Origin of the sequence: Corallococcus terminator (assembly GCF_003611635.1) — a bacterium.
Classification (GTDB): domain Bacteria; phylum Myxococcota; class Myxococcia; order Myxococcales; family Myxococcaceae; genus Corallococcus; species Corallococcus terminator.
The window spans coordinates 26,655-46,823 of sequence record NZ_RAVZ01000026.1; the positions used below are offsets into that span (position 1 = coordinate 26,655).

At 69.3% G+C, this 20,169-nt stretch carries 18 protein-coding genes; 13 read left to right on the forward strand and 5 right to left on the reverse strand.

Annotated features, from left to right (window positions below; translation table 11 throughout):
• The first annotated feature begins 45 nt into the window (after nucleotides 1-45).
• The gene (locus tag D7V88_RS06275) at nucleotides 46-792 is read left to right on the forward strand and encodes a queuosine precursor transporter (RefSeq protein WP_120539686.1); all 747 of its coding nucleotides are present in this window, start codon (nucleotides 46-48) and stop codon (nucleotides 790-792) included.
• Nucleotides 793-826: 34 nt separating this feature from the next.
• Nucleotides 827-1,276 carry a hypothetical protein gene (locus tag D7V88_RS06280; RefSeq protein WP_120539687.1) on the forward strand — a complete coding sequence of 150 codons (450 nt, stop codon included), beginning with the start codon at nucleotides 827-829 and terminating at the stop codon, nucleotides 1,274-1,276.
• A gap of 48 nt (nucleotides 1,277-1,324) precedes the next feature.
• Here the strand turns inward: D7V88_RS06280 and D7V88_RS06285 are convergent, their stop codons facing one another.
• Nucleotides 1,325-3,934 (reverse strand): U32 family peptidase, encoded by a 2,610-nt coding sequence (locus D7V88_RS06285; RefSeq protein ID WP_120539688.1) that lies wholly within the window; start codon nucleotides 3,932-3,934, stop codon nucleotides 1,325-1,327.
• 443 nt (nucleotides 3,935-4,377) lie between these two features.
• Between D7V88_RS06285 and grxC the strand changes: the two genes are divergently transcribed.
• The 4 genes from grxC to D7V88_RS06310 all read left to right on the forward strand — a co-directional run bounded on the left by grxC (nucleotide 4,378) and on the right by D7V88_RS06310 (nucleotide 10,622).
• Nucleotides 4,378-4,653: a glutaredoxin 3 gene (gene grxC, locus D7V88_RS06295; RefSeq protein ID WP_120539690.1), complete on the forward strand. Its 276-nt coding sequence runs from the start codon at nucleotides 4,378-4,380 to the stop codon at nucleotides 4,651-4,653.
• 397 nt (nucleotides 4,654-5,050) lie between these two features.
• Nucleotides 5,051-6,697: a right-handed parallel beta-helix repeat-containing protein gene (locus tag D7V88_RS06300; RefSeq protein ID WP_167509815.1), complete on the forward strand. Its 1,647-nt coding sequence runs from the start codon at nucleotides 5,051-5,053 to the stop codon at nucleotides 6,695-6,697.
• Nucleotides 6,698-6,751: 54 nt separating this feature from the next.
• Nucleotides 6,752-8,710, forward strand: coding sequence for a PAS domain S-box protein (locus D7V88_RS06305; RefSeq protein ID WP_208726147.1), 1,959 nt, complete (start codon nucleotides 6,752-6,754; stop codon nucleotides 8,708-8,710).
• Nucleotides 8,700-10,622: an ATP-binding protein gene (locus D7V88_RS06310; RefSeq protein WP_120539691.1), complete on the forward strand. Its 1,923-nt coding sequence runs from the start codon at nucleotides 8,700-8,702 to the stop codon at nucleotides 10,620-10,622. The genes D7V88_RS06305 and D7V88_RS06310 overlap by 11 nt, the downstream gene beginning before the upstream one ends.
• A 26-nt stretch (nucleotides 10,623-10,648) precedes the next feature.
• Here D7V88_RS06310 and D7V88_RS06315 read toward each other — a convergent pair whose 3' ends face one another.
• Nucleotides 10,649-11,518, reverse strand: coding sequence for a cyclic di-GMP-binding domain-containing protein, MshE-related (locus D7V88_RS06315; RefSeq protein ID WP_120539692.1), 870 nt, complete (start codon nucleotides 11,516-11,518; stop codon nucleotides 10,649-10,651).
• Between the two features lie 313 nt (nucleotides 11,519-11,831).
• Here D7V88_RS06315 and D7V88_RS06320 point away from each other — a divergent pair, with 313 nt between their 5' ends.
• From D7V88_RS06320 to D7V88_RS06335, 4 genes are all read left to right on the forward strand, one after another.
• Nucleotides 11,832-12,575, forward strand: coding sequence for a MotA/TolQ/ExbB proton channel family protein (locus D7V88_RS06320; RefSeq protein WP_120539693.1), 744 nt, complete (start codon nucleotides 11,832-11,834; stop codon nucleotides 12,573-12,575).
• 155 nt (nucleotides 12,576-12,730) lie between these two features.
• On the forward strand, nucleotides 12,731-13,219 hold the full coding sequence (locus D7V88_RS06325; protein ID WP_120539694.1) for an ExbD/TolR family protein: 489 nt from the start codon (nucleotides 12,731-12,733) through the stop codon (nucleotides 13,217-13,219).
• Nucleotides 13,220-13,236: 17 nt separating this feature from the next.
• Nucleotides 13,237-13,815: an ExbD/TolR family protein gene (locus D7V88_RS06330; protein ID WP_120539695.1), complete on the forward strand. Its 579-nt coding sequence runs from the start codon at nucleotides 13,237-13,239 to the stop codon at nucleotides 13,813-13,815.
• 89 nt (nucleotides 13,816-13,904) lie between these two features.
• On the forward strand, nucleotides 13,905-14,555 hold the full coding sequence (locus D7V88_RS06335) for an HAD family hydrolase (RefSeq protein ID WP_120539696.1): 651 nt from the start codon (nucleotides 13,905-13,907) through the stop codon (nucleotides 14,553-14,555).
• A 75-nt stretch (nucleotides 14,556-14,630) separates the two neighbouring features.
• On the opposite strand, the gene D7V88_RS06340 is transcribed toward D7V88_RS06335, so the two are convergent.
• A complete protein-coding gene (locus tag D7V88_RS06340) occupies nucleotides 14,631-15,749 on the reverse strand; it encodes a fatty acid desaturase family protein (protein WP_120539697.1) in 1,119 nt (372 codons plus the stop codon).
• Between the two features lie 356 nt (nucleotides 15,750-16,105).
• Here D7V88_RS06340 and D7V88_RS06345 point away from each other — a divergent pair, with 356 nt between their 5' ends.
• Both D7V88_RS06345 and D7V88_RS06350 read left to right on the forward strand, forming a co-directional pair.
• A complete protein-coding gene (locus D7V88_RS06345) occupies nucleotides 16,106-16,309 on the forward strand; it encodes a cold-shock protein (protein ID WP_120534739.1) in 204 nt (67 codons plus the stop codon).
• A gap of 92 nt (nucleotides 16,310-16,401) precedes the next feature.
• Nucleotides 16,402-16,593, forward strand: a complete 192-nt coding sequence (locus tag D7V88_RS06350; protein WP_120534740.1) for a hypothetical protein — start codon at nucleotides 16,402-16,404, stop codon at nucleotides 16,591-16,593.
• A 96-nt stretch (nucleotides 16,594-16,689) separates the two neighbouring features.
• Here D7V88_RS06350 and D7V88_RS06355 read toward each other — a convergent pair whose 3' ends face one another.
• Complete coding sequence (locus tag D7V88_RS06355; RefSeq protein WP_120539698.1) at nucleotides 16,690-16,917, reverse strand: hypothetical protein; 228 nt, start codon at nucleotides 16,915-16,917, stop codon at nucleotides 16,690-16,692.
• Between the two features lie 179 nt (nucleotides 16,918-17,096).
• On the opposite strand from D7V88_RS06355, the gene espC reads away from it, so the two are divergent.
• On the forward strand, nucleotides 17,097-19,601 hold the full coding sequence (gene espC, locus D7V88_RS06360) for a serine histidine kinase EspC (protein ID WP_244238017.1): 2,505 nt from the start codon (nucleotides 17,097-17,099) through the stop codon (nucleotides 19,599-19,601).
• Nucleotides 19,602-19,605: 4 nt separating this feature from the next.
• Here the strand turns inward: espC and D7V88_RS06365 are convergent.
• Nucleotides 19,606-20,169: YqaA family protein (locus D7V88_RS06365; RefSeq protein ID WP_244238018.1), on the reverse strand; the 564-nt coding region annotated here is incomplete at its 5' end.

Here is a 20,169-nt window from a genome sequence, read left to right on the forward strand (position 1 = left end):
GGACGGCCCCCTGGGCGTGGCGTTGGCGCACGAAGGACTCGTCGGATGAACCTGGACAGGCGGATTCAGCTCTTCATGGTGCTCGCGGGGGTGTTCATCACCTCGCTGGTGGTGGGCGACATCATCGGAGTGAAGCTGTTTGAAGTGCACCTGGGCTCGATGCCGGTGGTGCTGTCGGCGGGGATGTTGACGTTCCCGGTGACGTTCCTGCTCACGGACATCCTCAACGAGTTCTACGGCAAGAAGGCCGCGCGCTTCATCACGTGGGTGGGCTTCTTCATGGCCATCTTCACCTTCGCGGTCATCGCCGTGGCGGTGCGGGTGGAGTGGGCGCCCATGACGCTGGCAAAGGACTACAGCGGGACGGTGGCGGGGTCGTTCAACAACGTCTTCGCCGGCTCGCAGCGCATCCTGATGGCGTCGATGGTGGCGTACCTGGTGGGCCAGTTCGCGGACATCGGGATGTTCAACCTGCTCAAGCGCACGACGAACAACCGGATGCTGTGGCTGCGCGCCACGGGCTCCACGGTGGTGTCGCAGCTCATCGACACGACGGTGGTGCAGTACATCGCGTGGACGGGCGTGCTGCCCCACGACGTCATCGTGCGGATCATCTACACGTCGTACGCGGCGAAGCTGCTGGTGGCGCTGGGCCTGACGCCGCTCATCTACCTGGGGCACACGTTCGTGGAGCGCAAGCTGGGCATCGCCCCGGTGGTGCTGGGCCCGGACGGTGAGCCGGTAAACCTCCCGGCACCCGCCGCCGAGTCCTCTCCGGCACGCGCGGCCTGAACGGCGTAGACTGCGTGGGAGGGAGGACGCACCCATGCAGTTCACGCTTGTTGAGTGCTCACCATCGCTTGTTGAGCAGTTCTTCATGACAATGCTCTTCGCCTTGTTTCTGGTGGGCATCCCCCTGGTGCTCTGGTTGAGGCAGGGCCCTCGCGACGGGCGTGACGTCCTGGGCTCAGCGTCGGCGCCACCCCGAAGCTTCTTCCAGGGCTTCCGAGACCTCATGGGCTGGGCCTGCCTGGCGGTCCTCTTCAGCGGGCCGGTGCTGGTCGCCATGGCCGTCGTCATCAAGGCGGATGCGATATTCTTCGACCCTGCCGACGCGATGCTCGGAGGCTCCCTGATCAATTTGCTGGTCGATACCCCTTTCACCTGGGGGTTGTTCGCCGCGATGACGGTGCTTGGAGCCCTCTTACGGGTGCGGTGGCTGCGGAACGATTCGTCCTACCGGGACGTGCTCCACATTGGAGCCCACGCAACCTGACGGACAAGGAGGGGCGAGGCTCGTGGAAGGAGCCTGGCCCTTCTTCATCTAGCGAGCGGTCGCGGCCGGGTGCTTGAGCACCTGCATGGTGCCGCGCGTGACGCCAAACTGCTCATGCACGGCGGCGCGCTTCACGGCCTCCGTGGGTGACAGCCGTCCCGCGAGCAGCTCCTGATACGCGGTCAGCACGCGCGCTGCTTCCTCGCGTGTCTCGCGCACGAACTCCACCCGGAACCGCCGCACGCCCCGCTCCAACAATCTGGGCACCAGCGACGCCGCGCTCTGTGCCTGCGCGTTGAACACCGTGTTGCGGCACCCCACGTCCACGACGACCGGATGCTCCAGCCCCAGCCGGTCCTTGAGCGCGATGGCGTGCTTCTCACACGGCCGTCCGCAGGTCCGGTAGTCGCGCCCGTTGGACAGCGTGTGCGAATACACGCAGTGCTCGGTGTGGAACGTGGCGATGTGGTGGTGCAGCGCCACCGCGAACCGGTGCGCGGGCGCCTTCTCCAGGAGCGCGAAGAGCTGATCCGAGTCCAGGTCGTGGGAAACCGTCAGCGTGTCCAGCCCCAGCCCCAGCAGGTGCGCCGCCGTCAGTGAGTTGGTGACGTTGAGCGAGAAGTCCCCATGCAGCGCCGGCCGTGACGCCCCCGCCGGCTGCTCCAGGAAGTGCATCATCGCGCCCCAGTGCCGCACCAGCACCGCGTCCGGGCGCAGCCGGTCCAGGCGCGTGTCGTAGCCCTCCTCGCCCGGCTTCTGCACGCGCACGGTGGCGATGGTGACGCGAAGCCCCGCCGCCCGAGCCCGCTCCACCGCGCGCTGGAGCCCCACCATCTCCATCCAGTCCAGCTCCACCTCGCCCACGCCCGCCGCGATGGCCGCCTCCAACTGCGCCTCGTTCCGGCACAGCGGCAGCAACCTCGGTCCCGCGTCCACGGGCCGTGACTCCACCCGCGCCAGCAATCCCTGGCGGACCCCGTCCTCCACAGCGTCGGCGCTCACGGTCCGCGCTGGCCCCCGCTCCACGTCCGCCGTCAGCTCCGCCACCAACTGCCGGCGCAGCGCCTTCAGCTCCGACACCGGCAGGTGCAGCCCCGGCGCCAGGCCCGAGCAATCCAGCGCCGCCAGATGGAACGAAGTCCCACCCAGCGCCGCCAGCTTGTCCTTGAGCAGCGCCGCGTCCACGCCCGCACCTCGCGAAGGCGCGAGCACTGTCGTCCCCACCGCCTCCCGCACGAACCGCCCCGCGCTCATCCGCACGCGAAGCGGAGCCCCCTCCACGCCAGACACCCACAGCGACAGCGGGATGCGGCCTTCGGGCTCACCTTCCGCGAGCAGCCCCTCCGTGCGTCGTGCGAGCGCGGGGTCGCTGTTCAGCCACACGCGCTGCCCCGGCTCCACGCGGCCCAGGTCTGGCCCGGGGTGGCCAAAGCCCAGCACCCACGCATCGCCCTCGCGGTCCACGCGGAAGATGGGGCCGCCCGGCTCATGCTTGTCCTCGGGAGCGCCCGCGTCGAACACCACGCCCATGCCCGGACGCGGATCCACATCCGCCGGATCCGGCTCGCCTGAAAGTGGCGCGGACACCGCTCCCGTCGCGGACTCCGGCCGCTGTTCGCCCAAGCCCAGCGCACCCGTCCACGGCCGGTCATCCGGCGCCACCAGCACGTCCTTGCCCGCCACCGCGATGACCCGGCCCAGGTACAGCCCGCGGTGTTTCGGGAAGCGCCCCTCCACCAGCGTCTGGTGGTCGGACCCGGCCAGGAACCCGTGCGAGAACCCCCGGCTGTACGACAGCGACATCTCCGCCAGGTCCTTCGCCAGCCGCGCGCCGTCGGGCTTCCCGGCCATCACGCCGTCCAGCCAGCGGCGGTAGCCCTGCACCGTGCTGGAGACGTACTGCGGTCCTTTGAGCCGACCCTCAATCTTGAGGCTGTGCACGCCGATGTCCGCCAGCTCCGGCACCGCCCTCACGCCCGCCAGGTCCTTGGGGCTGAGCAGGTACTTCACCTCGCCCAGGTCGCGCGTCTCGCCGTCCACCACCAGGTCGTAAGGCAGCCGGCAGGACTGCGCGCACTGGCCCCGGTTGGCGCTGCGTCCGCCCCACGCCTCGCTCGTGAGGCACTGGCCGCTCCAAGACATGCAGAGCGCGCCGTGGATGAAGACCTCCAGCTCGATGTCTGTCTGGGATGCCAGCCGGCGGATCTCCGCTACCGACAACTCGCGCGGCACCACCATGCGTGTGAAGCCCAGGCCCGTGGCGAACCGTGCCCCCTCCGCGCTGGACAGCGTCATCTGAGTGGACGCATGCAACTCCAACTGAGGGCACACCGCCCGCGCCAGCAGCGCCACCGCCGGGTCCTGGACGATGAGGGCATCCACGCCCGCCCGCGCCACGCCGCGCAGCAGGTGCTCCACCACCGGCAGCTCCGGTTCGAACACCAACGTGTTCAACGTCACGTAGGCGCGTGCACCGGCGCGGTGGATGAGACCCACCGTGTCCGGCAGTCGTTCGAGCGAGAAGTTCTCCGCGCGGGCGCGCGCGTTGAACCCCTCGTCGAGCCCGAAGTACACAGCGTCCGCGCCACTGGTGAGGGCGGCACGCAACGACTCCAGGTCACCAGCAGGGGCGAGGATTTCGGGGCGTCGGGAAGACATGCCCCCTACCTAGCAAAAGGCCCCAATCCCGCTCAATCCCGTAGGACTCCAAACGAGACGGATTCTCTTGCGTGACAAGGGTTTCGGTTGGAGGGGAACCGTGTGGTCGGATGTTTGTGATTGTTCTGGAGGTCGAGCCGCGCCATTTCCAGAAGGGACATCCAATGGAGCGCGAGCAGAGGTCCGGGGTGGGGTCCGCCCCTGGATGGCTGGAAGCGGTGGATGCCATGCGGGGCACGGTGATGCTGCTCGTGTTCCTTTCGCACTTCGCGGATGCGTCTCTCCATCCGTTGGGCGGAGAGGCCGTGCACCTACGCGAGGCTGCCGTCGGGCGTGCCTGCGTCTGGCGCTTCGTAGGAGCAGGCGGGCAGGGGAGCGGACGTCCTTTCGTTGGGTGGCGGAGGCAGTACGGCGTCCACACCCTTCGACGCAGGAGGTCGTGAATGCCCGACGTCGTCGTCTACATGAAGCCCACCTGCCCCTATTCGCGCCAGGCCATGGACCTGCTCAACGAGAAGGGCTGCGAGTTCCAGAAGGTGAATGTCGCCGCGGACGAAGCGCGGCACGAGGAGATGAAGGAGCGCTGCGGCCGTCACACCGTGCCGCAGATCTTCATCGCGGGTCGCCACGTCGGTGGCTGCGATGACCTGTATGCGCTGGAGGAGCGTGGCGAACTGGATGGGCTGCTCGGCGGCGCCCCGTCGCCCACCGCGCTCTGACCGGGTTCATCCGTCGTCTTTCGAGCCGTGTCCGTACTGGGAGGCATCCTCCCGCCGGGCGCGGCTCGAGTCTTTCAGACACCCCGCATTGGTACTTCCGTTCAGTGGTCATTTCCGGGGAGGAGGCTGACTTTGTCGCCCCTCGGTGACGAGGAAATGCCCGTGGATGTTCGCGAAGGTGGGTGCCGCCTGTCCTGCGCGCGGTGCCTACCCCGCGCCACATCCGCGGTTCTCTGGCGCCGCGCCCAACCGCGCGGATTCACGCTCCCTGCATGATGGCACAGCAGGCAGGCGACCGGTGCGGCCCTGAAGTCCGGGGAATGCGCGCCGTGACTGTTGCCGTTGCCGGCCGACCCCGCGAGCGCCCTCCCGCGCCGTGAACCCACGAGGAGTCCGCATGCGCTTCCGCCTGCCCCTGACGACCATCGTCTGTTCCGCCGGGTTGATGGCGGGCCTCGTCGGCTGTACCGGCAAGGTGGAACCCGCGCCCATAGGACGGAGTCCGGGAACGGCGACGCCGCCCATCGTCAACCGTCCGGTGCCCACCGCCGATGCAGGCACCCGTGCCGATGCCGATGCCGGTGTCCCTGACAGTGGCAGCGCCGACCCGACGACTCCTCCACCCACCGACCCGCCGCCTCCGACGAATCCGCCGCCCGCGGAGGCGCAGTACACGCGCGTGCTCTGGGTGTCGCCCACCGGAAATGACACCGCGGCCGGCACGGAAGGCCTGCCCCTGCGCACGGTGGCGCGAGCGCTGTCGCTGGTGAAGCCCGGCGAGGCGGTGTTCCTCCAGTCGGGCACGTGGCGTGAGCACGTGAAGCTTCAGGAGAAGCAGGGCACGGCGGCGAAGCCGCTGACGCTCCGGTCCGCGCCCGGCGCCACGGCCATCCTCAAGGGCGGCTCCATCGGTGAGACGGCGCTGGTGGACGTGAGCGGCGCGTACTGGAACGTGGAGGGGCTCACGGTGGACGTGGGCGGTGAGGCCACGTTCGCGGTGATGTGGCGGGGCGTGGGCGCGCACCACGGCGTGCTGAAGAAGAGCATCGTGAAGAACGGCACGGAGGGCGCGGGCGTCTACGTGACGGAGAAGGCCCACGACGTCCTCATCGCGGACAACGACATCTCCCATTTCGACAAGGGCGACGACGACAGCCACGGCGTCGCGGTGCAGACCTCCGCCAGCAACGTGGTGGTGCGCGGCAACGACATCCACCACAACTCCGGAGACGGCGTGCAGTGCCTGGGGCCGGAAGGCGGCGCCACGCTGCCCGGCACGCCGTTCGACAACCTGCTCGTGGAAGGCAACAAGCTGCACGACAACCGCGAGAACGGCGTGGACATCAAGACGTGCACGCGCGTCACCCTGCGCGGCAACACCATCTACAACCACCGCAGTGTGTCCTCCGCCGCGGGCGAGGGCATCATCGTGCACCTGTCCCCCACGGACGTCACGCTGGAGGACAACGTCCTCTACGCCAACGCGCGCGCCATCCAGATTGGCGGCTACCGCGAGGGCGCCCCTCCCACCCGCGTCATCATCCGTCGCAACCTCATCCACGACGGCCTGGGGGAGTCCGAGGGCGAGGAGGGCACCGGCATCCGCGTGGACGCCTCCGTGAACGTGAAGGTGCAGCACAACACCGTGTGGAACCTGAGCGGCGCGTGTCTCATCTTCGGCGAGGGCTCCACGGGCGCGAGCCAGGGCCTGGACGTGCGCAACAACATCTTCGCGGGCTGCGGTCTGGGCGCGCGCGGAGGGGCGGGCCGGAGCGGCGCGGTGATGGACGGCAACCTCTACTTCTCCAGTGGGAGCGCGGTGACGTTCCGTCTGGACAACGCCGCGATGGGGCTTGCGGCGTGGCGCTCGAACGCTGGCCTGGACAAGCGCTCGCAGGAGCGCGCCCCCGGCTTCGTGGACACGGGCAGGGACGACTACCACCTCACCCCGGCCTCCGCCGCGCGTGAATCAGGCCTGTCGCTGGGCCTGCCCTTCTGCGGGGCCGCGCCGGACCAGGGCGCCTTCGAGTCGGGCTGCCCCTGACCCCACGGGGCGTGTAGACTCCGGGCCCCCTCGCTCCGGAGTCTTCCGCCCACCGTGTCGGCCCCGTCGGAACCCGCCTTCGGCATCGTCCTCGTCCCACCGGTCTCGGTTGCCCGAGAACCCCTGAACGCCGCCGCCGAGCGCGCGGGGCTGCGCGTGGTGGACAACCCGGACGATGCCGCCCTGGCGTTGGTGGACCTCACCGCTCCGGGCTGCGGCCCGGCCGTGGTGGAGCTGCTCACGTCCCTCAACGGTCCGCACCTCACGCTCATCGCGCTGGTGTCGCCGGATCCGCGCGGCTTCGCCGCCGTGGACACGCTGCGCCCCACCGACATCCTCACCCACCAGGGGCTGCCGCACGAGCTCACCTGGCGCCTGCAACGCGCCGCCGAACGCCACCGCGAGCGCGAGGAACAGGCCCGCAGCCAGACGGACCTGGCGCTGCTGTTGGAGCTCACCGCCGACTACGCGGAGAGTTCCGACGTGGAAGCGCTCCTGCACGGCGTGACGCGGCGCCTCGCGGAGCAGTTGGACATCGCGCGCGCCACGTTGGTGATGCTGGGCGGCGGCGCGGACGAGGGCATCATCGTCGCCGCCAGCGACGACCCGGGCCTCAAGGACCTGCGCATCGACCTGGCGCGCTACCCCGAAATCCGCGAGGTGGTGCGCACCGGCAAGCCGGTGGTGATGCAGGAAGCCGCCACGCATCCGTTGCTGGGCGACCTGGAGCGCCGGGCCGTGGCCGCGCGAGGCATCCACGCCATCGCCGCGCTGCCCCTGCCCATCCGCGGCGAGGTGCGGGGCGTGCTGCTGCTGCGCGCGGCGGGCCGGCGCCGGACCTTCAGCACGCGCGAAATCGACTTCCTCACCACGGTGGCGCACGCGACGGCGGTGGCCCTGCGCAGCGCTTCGGTGCTCCAGTCGGTGCAGACCGCGCGGCTGGCGGCGGAGGAGAAGGCCGCGTCCTTCAAGCCCTACCAGCTCTTCTTCGCGCACGTGAGCGAGGGCGTGGCCATCCTGGACGACAAGGCCGGGGTGCTGTCGCTCAACCCCTCCGGCGCGCAGATGCTGGACACGCCCGCGAACGAAGCGCGCGGCAAGCACCTGAATCAAATCACCCAGCCCCTGGACGAAGGCGTCCTGATGGAGCTGGTGACGTCCGCGTCGCGGGGCGAGGCGCGCTCGGGCGTGGACGTGGTGGTGCGCACGCCCGCGGGCCGCTGCCTCACGCTGTCCATGTCCGCGGCGCCGCTGCGCGACGAGGACGCGGCCACCATCCTGTCCTTCCGCGACGTGACGGACGCGCGCAAGCTGGAGGACGAGCTGCGCAACACGAAGGACTTCCTGGAGCGGCTCATCGACTCGTCGGTGGACGCCATCATCGCCGCGGACCTGAAGGGGCGGATCATCCTCTTCAACAAGGGCGCGGAGGCCATGTGCGGCTACTCCGCCGCCGAGGCCCAGGAGAAGCTCACCGTCCTCCAGTTGTATCCGCCCGGCGTCGCGCAGCGGGTGATGGCGCAGATCCGCAGCCCGGAGCTGGGCGGTCGCGGCCGGCTGTCGCTCATCCGCCAGGAGCTGGTGCACCGCTCCGGGGAGCGGGTGCCCGTGAACATGACGGCCTCCATCGTCTACGAGGGCGGCCGCGAGTCCTTCAGCGTGGGCATCTTCACCGACCTCCGGGACCGGGTGCAGTTGGAGCGCAAGCTGTCGGACGTGGAGACGCGGCTGGAGGAGAGCGAGAAGAGCGCGGTCATCGTCGCGCTCGCCGGCACCGCGGCCCATGAGCTCAACCAGCCCCTCACCTCCGTGATGGGCTACGCGGAGCTGCTCAAGCGCAAGCTCAAGGAGGAGGACTTCGCCTGGAGGCCGGTGGACATCATCTACCGCGAGGCGGAGCGCATGGCGGAGATCGTCCGGAAGATCGGGAAGATCACCCGCTACGAGACGAAGTCGTACGTGGGAGCGCAGCAGATCCTCGACCTCGACAAGGCGACGTCCCATGAAGAGTGAGGTCCGCGCCGTGCGCCCGCCCGGAACCCCGACTCCGGACGCCTTCCAGGCCTTCTTCGACGCGCTCGACGAGCCCGCGGCGCTCTGTGACGCGTCCCTGCGCGTCTCGGCCGTGAACCCCGCGCTGCGCCGCTTCTGCGAGGCGCACGGCATTGGCGTGGATGTCGTGGAGGAGGCCCTGTCCGGCGCCAGCGCTCCCGACGACGGTCAGGCCCACGAGGTGGACCTGGTGCTGGCGAGCGGCACCTCGCTGGTGCTCACCCTGTCGCGCAAGGCGGACACCGTGGCGGTGCGCGCCCGCGTGGACACGGAGGTCATCAGCGGCCGGCTGGTGGTGGCCGAGCGGGCCCTCCTGGAGCAGGCGCGCACCGAAGGCGTGCTGCTGGACCTGGGCCGCAGCGTGGCGGAGGTGGGCGGCGAGGAGGAACTGGTGGCCGCGGTGGCGCGCGGGGTGAAGGAGCTGTTTCCCGCCCGCTCCTTCTGCATCCGCATCGTGGACGCGCGCACCGGAGGCCTGACGTCGCTCTACGCCGAAGGCCGGCTCAAGGAGGGCGCGCACGAACCGCTGGTGCTCTCCCAGCGCTCGGTGGAGAAGACGAACCTGTCGCTGACCTCCCTGCCGCAGGGCCGGGTGTCCATCTCGGAAGAGGTGCCACTGCTCTTCCACGGCAGCACCCGCGCGGTGAGCGCCCCGCTGGTCGCGAGCGGTCAGCTCTTCGGCGCCATCAACATGGAGTACCCGGACGGCCTGGACGCGGACATCGCGCACGACGAGCGCGTGCTGCTCCAACTCGCAAGCCAGGTCGCCGTGGCGGTGAAGAACGCCAAGCTCATCGACGAGCTGACGTTCGTGCGCAAGTACCTGGAGGAGCTGCTGGAGAAGGCCAACGCGCTCATCCTGGTGGTGAACCGGGACAAGCAGGTGGTGGTCTTCAACGAGGCGCTGAGCGCGCTCACCGGCCTCTCCAAGGAGCAGGTGCTGGGGCGGGATTTGTCCTCGCTCGTGGCGGACAGCGAGCAGCTCAGGCTCGCCCCGGTGCTGGCGGCGGCCATGCGCGGCGAGTCGGTGAACAACTTCGAGACGCGCCTGCTCACCCACGACGGTGGCGAGGTGCGCGTGTCCTTCGCCACCTCCTCCATGCTCACCCAGCCGGGCGAGGTGGAGGGCGTCATCGCCATCGGCCAGGACGTCACGGTGGTGAAGGAGCTGGAGAAGCGCATCATCCACGCGGAGAAGCTGGCCTCCATCGGGCAGCTCGCGGCCAGCGTGGTGCATGAAATCAACAACCCCATGACGGCGGTGGCCACCTACGCGGACGCGCTGCTCCAGCGCTCGCGCCTGACGCCGGGCGCGAACCCGGCGGACCAGGAGAAGCTGCGCAAGATCCTGGAGAGCAGCCACCGCATCCTGCGCTTCACGCGCGACCTGGTGAGCTACGCGCGGCCCGCGCAGGACCGGCCGGAGCGCGTGGCCCTCAACGCCGTCGTCGACATGGCGGTGGGCTTCTGCGAGCACGTCGTGTCCCAGGCGCGCGTCACCGTGCACCGCGAGTACGCGGGCGACGTGCCGCCGCTGGCCGCCGTGCGCGCCAACCTGGTGCAGGTGTTCGTCAACCTCATCACCAACGCGTGCCACGCGATGCCGCCGGGCGGCGCCGTGCACCTCGTCACCGCGCAGGATGGGCAGGAGGCCGTGGTGCGCGTGCGCGACACCGGCACCGGCATCGAGCCGCGCAACCTGTCGCGCATCTTCGAGCCCTTCTTCACCACCAAGCCGGAGGGGCGCGGCACCGGCCTGGGGCTCTCCATCTGCCAGGGCATCGTGGAGAACCACGGCGGACGGCTCACCGTGGAGAGCACCGTGGGGCAGGGCACCACCTTCACCGTGCGACTGCCGCTGGCCGTGGACTGACGGTCCCCAGGGCCGCGCGGGGGGCTTCAGCCCTCGCCGGCCTCGTCGTCCAGTTCGCGCCGGAACTCCTCGTTCGACAGCAGTCCCTTGCGCGCCATGATGCGCATCAGCGCCCAGAAGCGGCGCTCCAGCTCCTCCAGTCGGTCCGGCTCCTCGCGAGCCGCCTGACCGAAGAGGTAGTCCAGGTCGTCAAGGACACCGCCCGCGGGCGCCTTGGGCTTGTCTTGCGCCGGGCTTGGGCTCGCGCCAGCACTCCGGCGCCGCTTCGCCTGCTCCTCGCGCTCCCGGATGAGGTCCGCCAGCGACGTGCGCTGCGTCTTCTCCGACGCCGGCAGCTCCTCCCCGACGATGACCTCCTCGTCGTCGTCCACCGGCACCGGCGCGCGCGGGGGCGGCGGAGCGGGCCTTGCAGGCCTTGCAGGCGCCGCGCCCGTCCGGGGCCCGGCCGCCACGGGGACCTTGTGGTAGTAGCGCAGGATGGCGCCGCGCACCGCGGACAGCGCTGTCACCCGGCCGCTGACCTTCAGTCCGCTGGTGAACTCGATTTCCTCGATTGCCGTGAGGTTGAGCGGGTCCGCCATGGCCACCACCAACTGGCGCCGGCCGCCCACGCTCTCCAGCGCGAAGGGGAACAGGTCGTGCTGTTCGCAGAAGCGCGCCCGGAGCAGGTGCACCGCCGCCCAGTCCGGGGTGATCGCCGCCAGGTCCACCTGGGGCATCTCCAGCGCTTCACTCAGGGCCTGGGCGAGCGTCGCCTCCGTGATGGCGCCCTGACCGATGAGCGTCACGCCCAACCGCTGCCGCGTCTGCCGCTGGGCCGTCAGCCCTGCCTCAAGCTGGGCGGGCGTGATCGCGCCACGTTCCACCAGCAGCTCCCCGATGCGCTTCCTGGCCATGGTTTCCCGCCCTAGCACGGCCTCTGGAGGTGCCCAAATCGCTGGCCCGCTTGTCGCGGAAGCCGCTGGGAAGGGCTCGCCATGCAACCTGTCCAGTAGCTTGGCAAGCCGCGCGCCAACGCAAAATTCCTGTGAGATTTCAGTAACTAACGCTGGGGGTGGCTGCCTTGACACGTCCGGAAGCGGTTCCTAGACTCGCGCCACCGTGATCCCTTATTCCTGCTAACTGCCTGGGTGGATGTCCACCCGGCGGGAAGCAGTCCGGAACAGCTCGCAAGCGCGAGCTTCGCCGCCCATTTGGAGGCCATCAGTGATGAACCTGGGGTTTGTGACCAATCTGTCCATTCTCGCCAACGCAGGCGGCGGCAACGAGTCGTTCATGCAGGAGCTGGGTCGCCGCTGGGAGTCCGGTCAGGCGGGCATGTACCCCATCGCGCTCTGCCTCGTGGTGGCGCTGGCCATCATCGTCGAGCGCAGCATCGTCCTGTTCGGCAAGGCCTCCATCAACAAGGAAGGCTTCCTGCGCGGGCTGAAGAAGCACATCTACGCGGGTGACCTGGACAAGGCCATCAACTACGTGGCCGGCCAGAAGAACACGCCGCTGACGAACGTCGTCAAGGCCGGTCTGATGAACGTCCCCAAGGGCCAGGACGAGGTCCAGGCGGCGCTCGACGAGGCCAGCCTGCGTGAGACGCCTCGGCTGGAGGCGCGCACGGGCTACCTGGCGATGCTCGGCAACGCGGCCATGCTCGCCGGTCTGCTCGGAACGGTGAACGGTCTCATCACCTGCTTCGAGGCCGTGGCGAACGTGAACCCGGCCGACAAGGCGACCATTCTCGCGAACGGTATTTCTGAAGCCATGAACTGCACGGGCTTCGGTCTGCTGACCGCCATCCCGGCGCTGGTCGCCTTCTCCGTGCTGATGGGCCGCACCCAGAGCATCATCAACGACATCAATGAGACCAGCGTCTCCGTGCTGAACCTCATCGTGGCCAACCGCGACAAGTTCAAGAACCTGAACATCCCCGCGTCCGCCCACGCGCACGCCGAGGAGTAGTCCTCCTCAAAGCAGCGCCGGGTTGGAACCGGATGCACCGGCGCGCTGTCTGGTAGCCCCGAAGTGGTGGACCCAGACAGTCGCGTCCGTTCCCAGAGTCTTCTTGAAACGTCGTTCGTGCGCGAAGAGCGCGGTAGAGCAGGGAGGTAGTCGCCATGGCCGGCGGAATGGATCTGGGCACAGGTGGGAAGGGTGGCAAGAAGCCGCTCGATACCGCCATCAACATGGTGCCCTTCATCGACCTGATGGCAGTGACCATCAGCTTCCTCATCATGACGGCGGTCTGGACCCAGATCGGCCGTCTCCAGGTGTCGCAGGCCGGCGGAGCCTCTTCGGACGAGCAGCAGGAGGAAGAGAAGACCAAGACGGTCCAGCTCACCCTCCTGGTGTCTCCCACGGAGATGCGGCTCACCGCCGACCAGAGCGCCTTCGACCCCATTCCCCTCACCCGGGATGACAAGGGCCGGCCGGACCTGACCAAGCTGGTGGCGCGCTTCAAGGAATTGAAGGCGCAGCTTCCGGATCAGGCCGCCATCACCCTCCAGACCGAGGACCTGGTCCGCTACGAGGACCTGGTTCGCATCATCGACGAGTGCATTGGCTCTGGGTTGCCCCAGGTGTCCGTGTCCGCGGCGATGGGCTAACAGGAGCACTTCAAGCCATGGGTATCAAGGTTCCGGGCAAGCGGTACGGCAAGCGGCTGGAGCACTCCAAGGTGTTCGGCCACGGCGGGCACGGCAAGAAGAACGGGAACGCGGACCTGCTCATCACGCCCCTCGTCGACATGTTCGTCATCATCGTGCTCTTCCTCATCGCGAACTTCTCCGCGACGGGCGAGGTGCTGATGATGACCAAGGACATCGTCCTTCCCGAAGCGGTCAACGTGAAGGAAGTGGAGATGCACCCGGTGGTGATGGTGTCCAACGACCAGGTCAGCGTGTCGGGCACCATCGTCGGCCGGGTGGAGGACCTCACCAAGGACGAGTACCTCAACATCCCCGCGCTGGAAGAGAAGCTGCGGGACATGAAGAAGCAGTTCGAGGACCTCCACTCCATGGCGGGTGGCACGGAGACCTTCAAGGGTGACGTGAACATCCAGGCGAACAAGGACGTTCAGTTCAAGGTCATCAAGCGCGTGATGTTCAGTTGCGCCACGGCGGGCTACAGCAACATCAACTTCGCCGTCATCCAGGCCGGTGGCGCTGCCGCCGGTGAGAAGACCGCCGCCGCCACGCCGTAGGCTTCGACGCTTCGCTCCTCAAGTTCACGGACGCCCTGACCCCTTCGTGGGTCGGGGCGTTCTCGTTTTGAAGAAAGGCTTCCTTCGTCATGCCCCTTGGCGCCGTGCTCTTCGACCTGGATGGGACGCTGGTGGATTCGCTGGGGGACATCGCCGCGGCGATGAACCACGCCCTGGAGCACCACGGCCTGTCCCCGCACCCGGAGGCCGCCTACCTGCGCTTCGTGGGCGAGGGCGTGTCCCAGCTCGCGCACCGGGCCACCGGCGGGGCGGACCCTGCCCTCCAGGGTCGCGTGCTCTCCACGTACCATGGCTACTACGACGCCCACCTGTTCGACCGCACGAGCCCCTACCCGGGCGTGGTGGAGATGCTCCAGGCGCTCGCGGCGGACGGCCTGCCGCTGGGCGTGCTCAGCAACAAGTCCGACGACTTCGTGAAGCGGCTGGCCGCGCGGCTGTTGCCTGGGGTGTCCTTCGCGGCCGTGTACGGCGAGCGCCCGGGCATCCCGCGCAAGCCGGACCCCACCGCGGCGCTGGCCCTGGCGGCGGAGCTGGGCGTGGCGCCCGCCGCGTGCGGCTTCGTGGGGGACACCTCCGTGGACATGGACACCGCGAAGGCGGCGGGCATGTACGGCGTGGGCGTCACCTGGGGCTTCCGGCCCGCGGAGCTGGAGGCGCACGGGGCGAAGGCCGTCGTGTCCTCGGCGGCGGCCCTGCTGGCCGCGCTGCGCGCCGCCTGAGGCCCCAAAGCGAAGGGGCCGCCTCCCTGGAAGGAGGACGGCCCCTGGAGGCTTCCCGGCGTTACCCGCGGTGGCTCAGGCGGCCACGGCCAGCTTCGGCTCGGAGACCGCCACCGGCGCGCGGCTGAGCTGCTTGAGCATCCGGTAGTGCGACCCCACCGCGCCCAGGAAGGTCTCCGACTCCGGGTAGGGCAGGCCGTGCTCCTTGGCGGTGGCCTGCACGATTTCGCTCAGCGCCGGGTAGTGGATGCTGCACACCTTGGGGAACAGGTGGTGCTCAATCTGGTAGTTGAGCCCGCCCACGTACCAGCTCAGCAGGCGGTTCTTGCGGGCGAAGTTCGCCGTGGTGCGCAGTTGGTGCACCATCCACGCGTCCTCCACGTTGCCGGTGGCGTCCGGCAGGGGGAACTCGGTGGTCTCCACCACGTGGGCCAACTGGAAGACGATGCCCAGGATGAAGCCCGCGGTCATGTGCATGGCGAGCAGGCCCACCACGAACTGCCACCAGGTGACGTTCAGCACCATCCACGGAATCACCAGCGTCCAGCCGTAGTACACGGCCTTCATGACGATGAGGCGCGCCCACTCGGCCGGCGCGTGCTTCTTGTCCTTGTAGGGGCCCAGGTCCTTCTGGAAGAAGTACTTGTAGTCCTTGGCGAAGACCCAGAAGACGGTGGTCAGCGAGTAGGCCAGGAACGCGTACAGGTGCTGCGCGCGGTGGTACGGCTTCCACTCGGAGTGGGGCGACAGGCGCAACTGCGGGCTGACCGTCAGGTCCTCATCCATGTTCTGGATGTTCGTATACGTGTGGTGCAGCACGTTGTGCGTGATGCGCCACATGTAGCTGTTCGCCCCGATGAGGTCGAACGCCAGACCCACCACCGAGTTCACGCGCGCGTTGTCGCTGTACGAGCCGTGCACGCCGTCGTGGCCCACGCAGAAGCCGATGCCCGCGATGCCCACGCCCATCAGCACCGCCATGCCCAGCATGGCCCAGGGACCGAACCAGCCCGTCAGCAGCAACCCGTAGACGCTGAACGTGAAGCCCAGGATGGCCAGGGCCTTCACGTACATGGCGCCGTTGGCCCGCTGGGACAGCTTCCGGGTCTCGAAGTATTCAGAGACCCTGCGCTTCAGGTCCTCGGCGAAGGACGCATCGCGCTGTCCGAAGGTCACACGGGTGGGGTTGGTCACAGGGGGGTACGCCTCACGGGTCGGGACGGCAGGGGTAGAATGGGACCAGCGTCCCCAGGATAGGCGACGTCGGAGTGGAAGTGTTCAGGCCTGGAAACTATTCCTGAACACCCAGCCGCCCGAGGGGTGTTACTCCTGGCTGGCTGGAGCGTCGGCCAGCGGGAAATGGACCCGCCCAAGAAGGCGTTTCACCGCACGACCTGGGTTGTTACCTTCGACGGCGTGAAGCCAGGACGGGAGTGGTTCCCGGCTCGACTTCATGCCTGTTCAGGGTTAAGGCGCCGTCTAGGCCCCGAAAGCAGGGGCGGGCAGGCTGGCGATGAAGCCTTTCTGCCAGTGGGACAAGGAAGCAGATTATGGCAAGCGGTACGGTGAAGTGGTTCAATGATGCGAAGGGCTTCGGCTTCATCACGCAGGACAGTGGTGGGCCGGACGTGTTCTGCCATCACACGGCGATCGTAGCGGATGGTTTCCGTACCCTGGCCGAGGGCCAGAAGGTGGAGTTCGAAGTGAAGAAGGGCCCCAAGGGCCTGCAGGCGGAGAACGTCCGCCCGGTCTGAGCCCTCCGGCTCGGCTGCCTCTTCACTCACCCACGAGGTCCGGCCTTGACGAGGCCGGACCTCTTTTTCGCTAATTTCTCCCGGGAGGTCCCATGCAGGGAAGGTCCACGAAGCGGCAGAAGGAAATGGCGCGCCAGCAGAAGCAGCGTGAGAAGGACACCAAGAAGGCCGAGCGCAAGACGGAGAAGGATCAGCGTCCCGAGCGCGTTGCCGGTGACGTCGATCCAGACATCGCCGGAATCGTCCCCGGGCCGCAGCCGCTGCCCGATGCGTTCAACGACTGATGCGGTGCGCATGAAAAACCGCCCCGGCCTGTGAAGGCGCCGGGGCGGCGGTAGAGAAGGGGCTGGAAGGCCCCTTTTTCATGTCCGGACGGTGGATCAGCCGGTGCCGTAGCGCAGGCGCTCGCGGTCCTTGTCCTCCGCGCGGTTGTAGGCGGTGGCCGCGGCGATGATGTGACACACCCAGCCCAGCAGCCCGCCCGTGCCCAGCCAGAAGCCGGGGGTGATGATGAGCCAGAAGACCCCGCGCAGGATGTCTCCGTTGTAGATCTGCCCCACGCCAGGGATGAAGAACGACAGCAGCGCAGCAACACCGGGACGCGACATGGATTCGTTCCTCCTTGTTCCCTGATACGGCCCGGCGGGGCGCCCATTGCATCCCCTGTTGGACAGCGCCTGCCTGCCAGGCAGGCGGGTGGAAGCATGGGGTGCAACGCCTCCGCGTCCCCGCTAGCATGACGCATGTTCTTCCGGCCTGGATGTCTGGCTCGGAGGCACGGGGGGAAGTGATCATCCAAGCTCGGCATCAGGCCCGTGTGGCGGCGGCGTTCCAGGGTGGGGGCCTCGTCGAGGTCATCGCGTTGGCGGGCGTGTATCTCGCGGCCGCGCGCGCGGGCCTTTCGCTTTCCGCGGAGGGCACCCACATCAGCGCCGTCTGGCTTCCGTCAGGCGTGGCGCTGGGCGGACTGCTGCTGTGGGGCGTGTCGCGCTGGCCCGCCGTGTTCCTGGGCGCGTGGACGGTGGCGCTCGCGGTGGACGTGTCCCCGCTGGTGGGACTGGGCGTCGCCGCCGGGGCCACGTTGGAGGCCGTGCTGGGGGCCCTGCTCCTGCGCCGGGTGGCGTGTTCGCGGGAGCTGCACCGGGTGCGCGACGTCGTGTGGCTGGGCGGTGGCGCCGCGCTGGGCGCGCTCCTGGGCTCGGGGCTGGGCACGCTGAGCCTGGTGCTGGGAGGGGGCGTGCCCCACGCGCAGTGGGTCTCGTCCGCGTGGCTGTGGTGGATGGCGAACCTGCTGGGCATGTTGCTGGTGACGCCGCCGCTGCTGCTGCTGTTCCGGTCCTGGCGCGTGCGCTGGACGTGGGAGGCGTGGGTGCTGCCGGTGGCGACGGTGGCGGTGTGCGTGGGCGTCTTCGCCTTCCCGCGGCCGGGCTCCGGGGAAGCGCACGCGCTGATGTTCCTGCTCTTCCCGCTGTCGGCGTGGGCGGCCCTGCGCTTCGGGCCCCGGGGCGCGGCGCTGGCCTCGCTGTTCATCGCCCTGACGGCCATCGCCGGCACCGCGCGGGGGCTGGGGCCGTTCTTCACGGCGGACTCCCCGCCCCACGGGCTGGTGGTGTTGCAGCTCTTCATCGGCATCACCACGCTGACGGGCCTGCTGCTCGCGGCCGCGCGGGCCGAGCGCCGCGAGGCGGTGGAGATGTTGGAGCTGCTCGCCACCACCGTGCGCGCGGTGCACGAAGGCGTGCTCATCTGCGAGGTGCGCGAGCCGGGCGTGCTGCGCACGGTGTTCGTCAACGAGGCGCTGTGCGCGCTGGTGGGCCAGCGGCGAGAGGAGCTGGTGGGCGCCGCTCCCGGAGCGCTGCTGACGTCGGGCGACGGCGAGGATCCCCGGCGGCTGGCGGAGGCGCTGCGCGAGGAGCGTTCGCTGCGCGCGGAGGTGGTGCTCAGCCGGCCGGACGGCACGCGCGTGTGGAGTGAGATGCAGTTGTCCCCGGTGCGCGCCAACGGCCAGGGCGTGACGCACTTCGTGGCCACCCACCGCGACGTCACCGCGACGAAGGAGCTGCAGGCCCGGCTGGTGGCCGCCGAACGCGTGGCCGCGGTGGGGACGCTGGCCGCGGGCGTGGGCCATGAAATCAACAACCCGCTGGCCTACCTGGCGCTGAACCTGGAGGCCGCCGAGCGCGCGCTCGCGGCGGAAGGCACGGCGGCCGCCAAGGGCGTGCGCGACGCACTGAACAGCGTGAGAGGGGCCCAGGAGGGCGCCGAGCGCATCCGCCTCATCGTGAAGGACCTGCGGGTGTTCAGCCGCGAGGAGTCGCCCGAGCACGGGCTGGTGGACCTGAACGCGCTGGTGCCACCCGCGGCGCGCGTCGTGCTCCATGCGCTGCGGCCCCGCGCTCGGCTGGTGGAGTCGTTCGGTCCGGTGCCCCGGGTGCTGGGCAGCGAGGCGCGGCTGGGGCAGGTGCTGCTCAACCTGCTGGTGAACGCCATGCAGGCCATCCCCGAAGGCGACCCCGGCCGCCACGAGGTGCGCGTGCGCACCGGCACGGAGGCCTCCGGCCACGCGCGCGTGGAGGTGGAGGACACCGGTGGGGGCATTCCGCCGGATGTGCTGCCGCGCATCTTCGACCCGTTCTTCACCACCAAGGGCAGCGACGAGGGCACCGGCCTGGGGCTCGCCATCTGCCAGCAGATCGTCCGCGCGCACGGGGGCGAACTGCGCGTGCACAGCGTTCAGGGCCAGGGCGCCACCTTCACGCTGCTCCTGCCGCCCGCGCCCGTGCAGAGCGCGGGCGTGTCCTCCCTGCCCCTGCCTTCTTCCCGTCCGGGCGCGCGGGACGTGGAGGCGCCCTGGCTGCCGGCTTCCTCCTCGCGGCGGGGACGGGTGCTCATCGTGGACGACGAGCCTCGGCTGGCGCAGTCCATGCGCCTGCTGCTGGAGCCCTTCCACGACGTCGTCACCGCCACGGACGGCGAGGCCGCGCTCGCTCGGGTGATGCAGGGCGAGTCCTTCGACGTGGTGCTGTGCGACCTGCAGATGCCGGGCATGGACGGCATCGCGGTGCACCGGCGGCTGCTGGACCTGGCGCCCGCGCTGGTGTCGCGGCTGGTGTTCATCTCCGGCGGCGCGTCTTCACCGGAGGCGAGGACGTTCGTGGAGACGGTGGCCAACCGGGTGCTGGAGAAGCCGGTGCGTCCGGACGTGCTGCTGTCCACGGTGGAGGCCACGCTCGGCGGCGGGCCCCCGGAAGTGACGGCGCGGGACGCGGTGGGCGCCACGCGCCACGGCTAGCGCGTCAGACGCGCAGCCACTTGCGCGCGGTGGGCCCGAAGAAGCGCACCACGCTGCCCACCAGGAAGAAGCGCACCGAGCGGCCGATGACGGACGCCAGCAGGAACTGCCCCAGCGGCACGGACACCAGCCCGCTGCCAATGGCGACGATCTTGAACGGCGTGGGCAGGATGGAGCACAAGAGCGCCAGCACCCAGAAGTTGCGCCCCAGCAATTCGCCCACCGTGCCGGACACGCCGAAGCGGTCCACGCGCACGTTCAGGTCGATGTGCAGGAACTGCGTGATGCCTTCCCCCACGAACGCGCCCAGCCCGTAGCCGATGAGGCCTCCCACCAGGCTCGCCAGGGTGCCCAGCAGGCAGTAGCGCACCCACTTCTTCGGCTGGGCGAGCACCATGGGGACCAGGATGGCGAACGGGGGGATGGGGAAGACGGACCCGTCCACCACCGACACCGCCATCATCGTGGCCAGCGCGTGGGGCGTGGAGGCGGCGGCTTCCACGCGCAGGTATGTCCGACGGTACCAGGAGACCTTCGGCGCTTCGGCCGGGGCCGGGGTGGTCGGGGA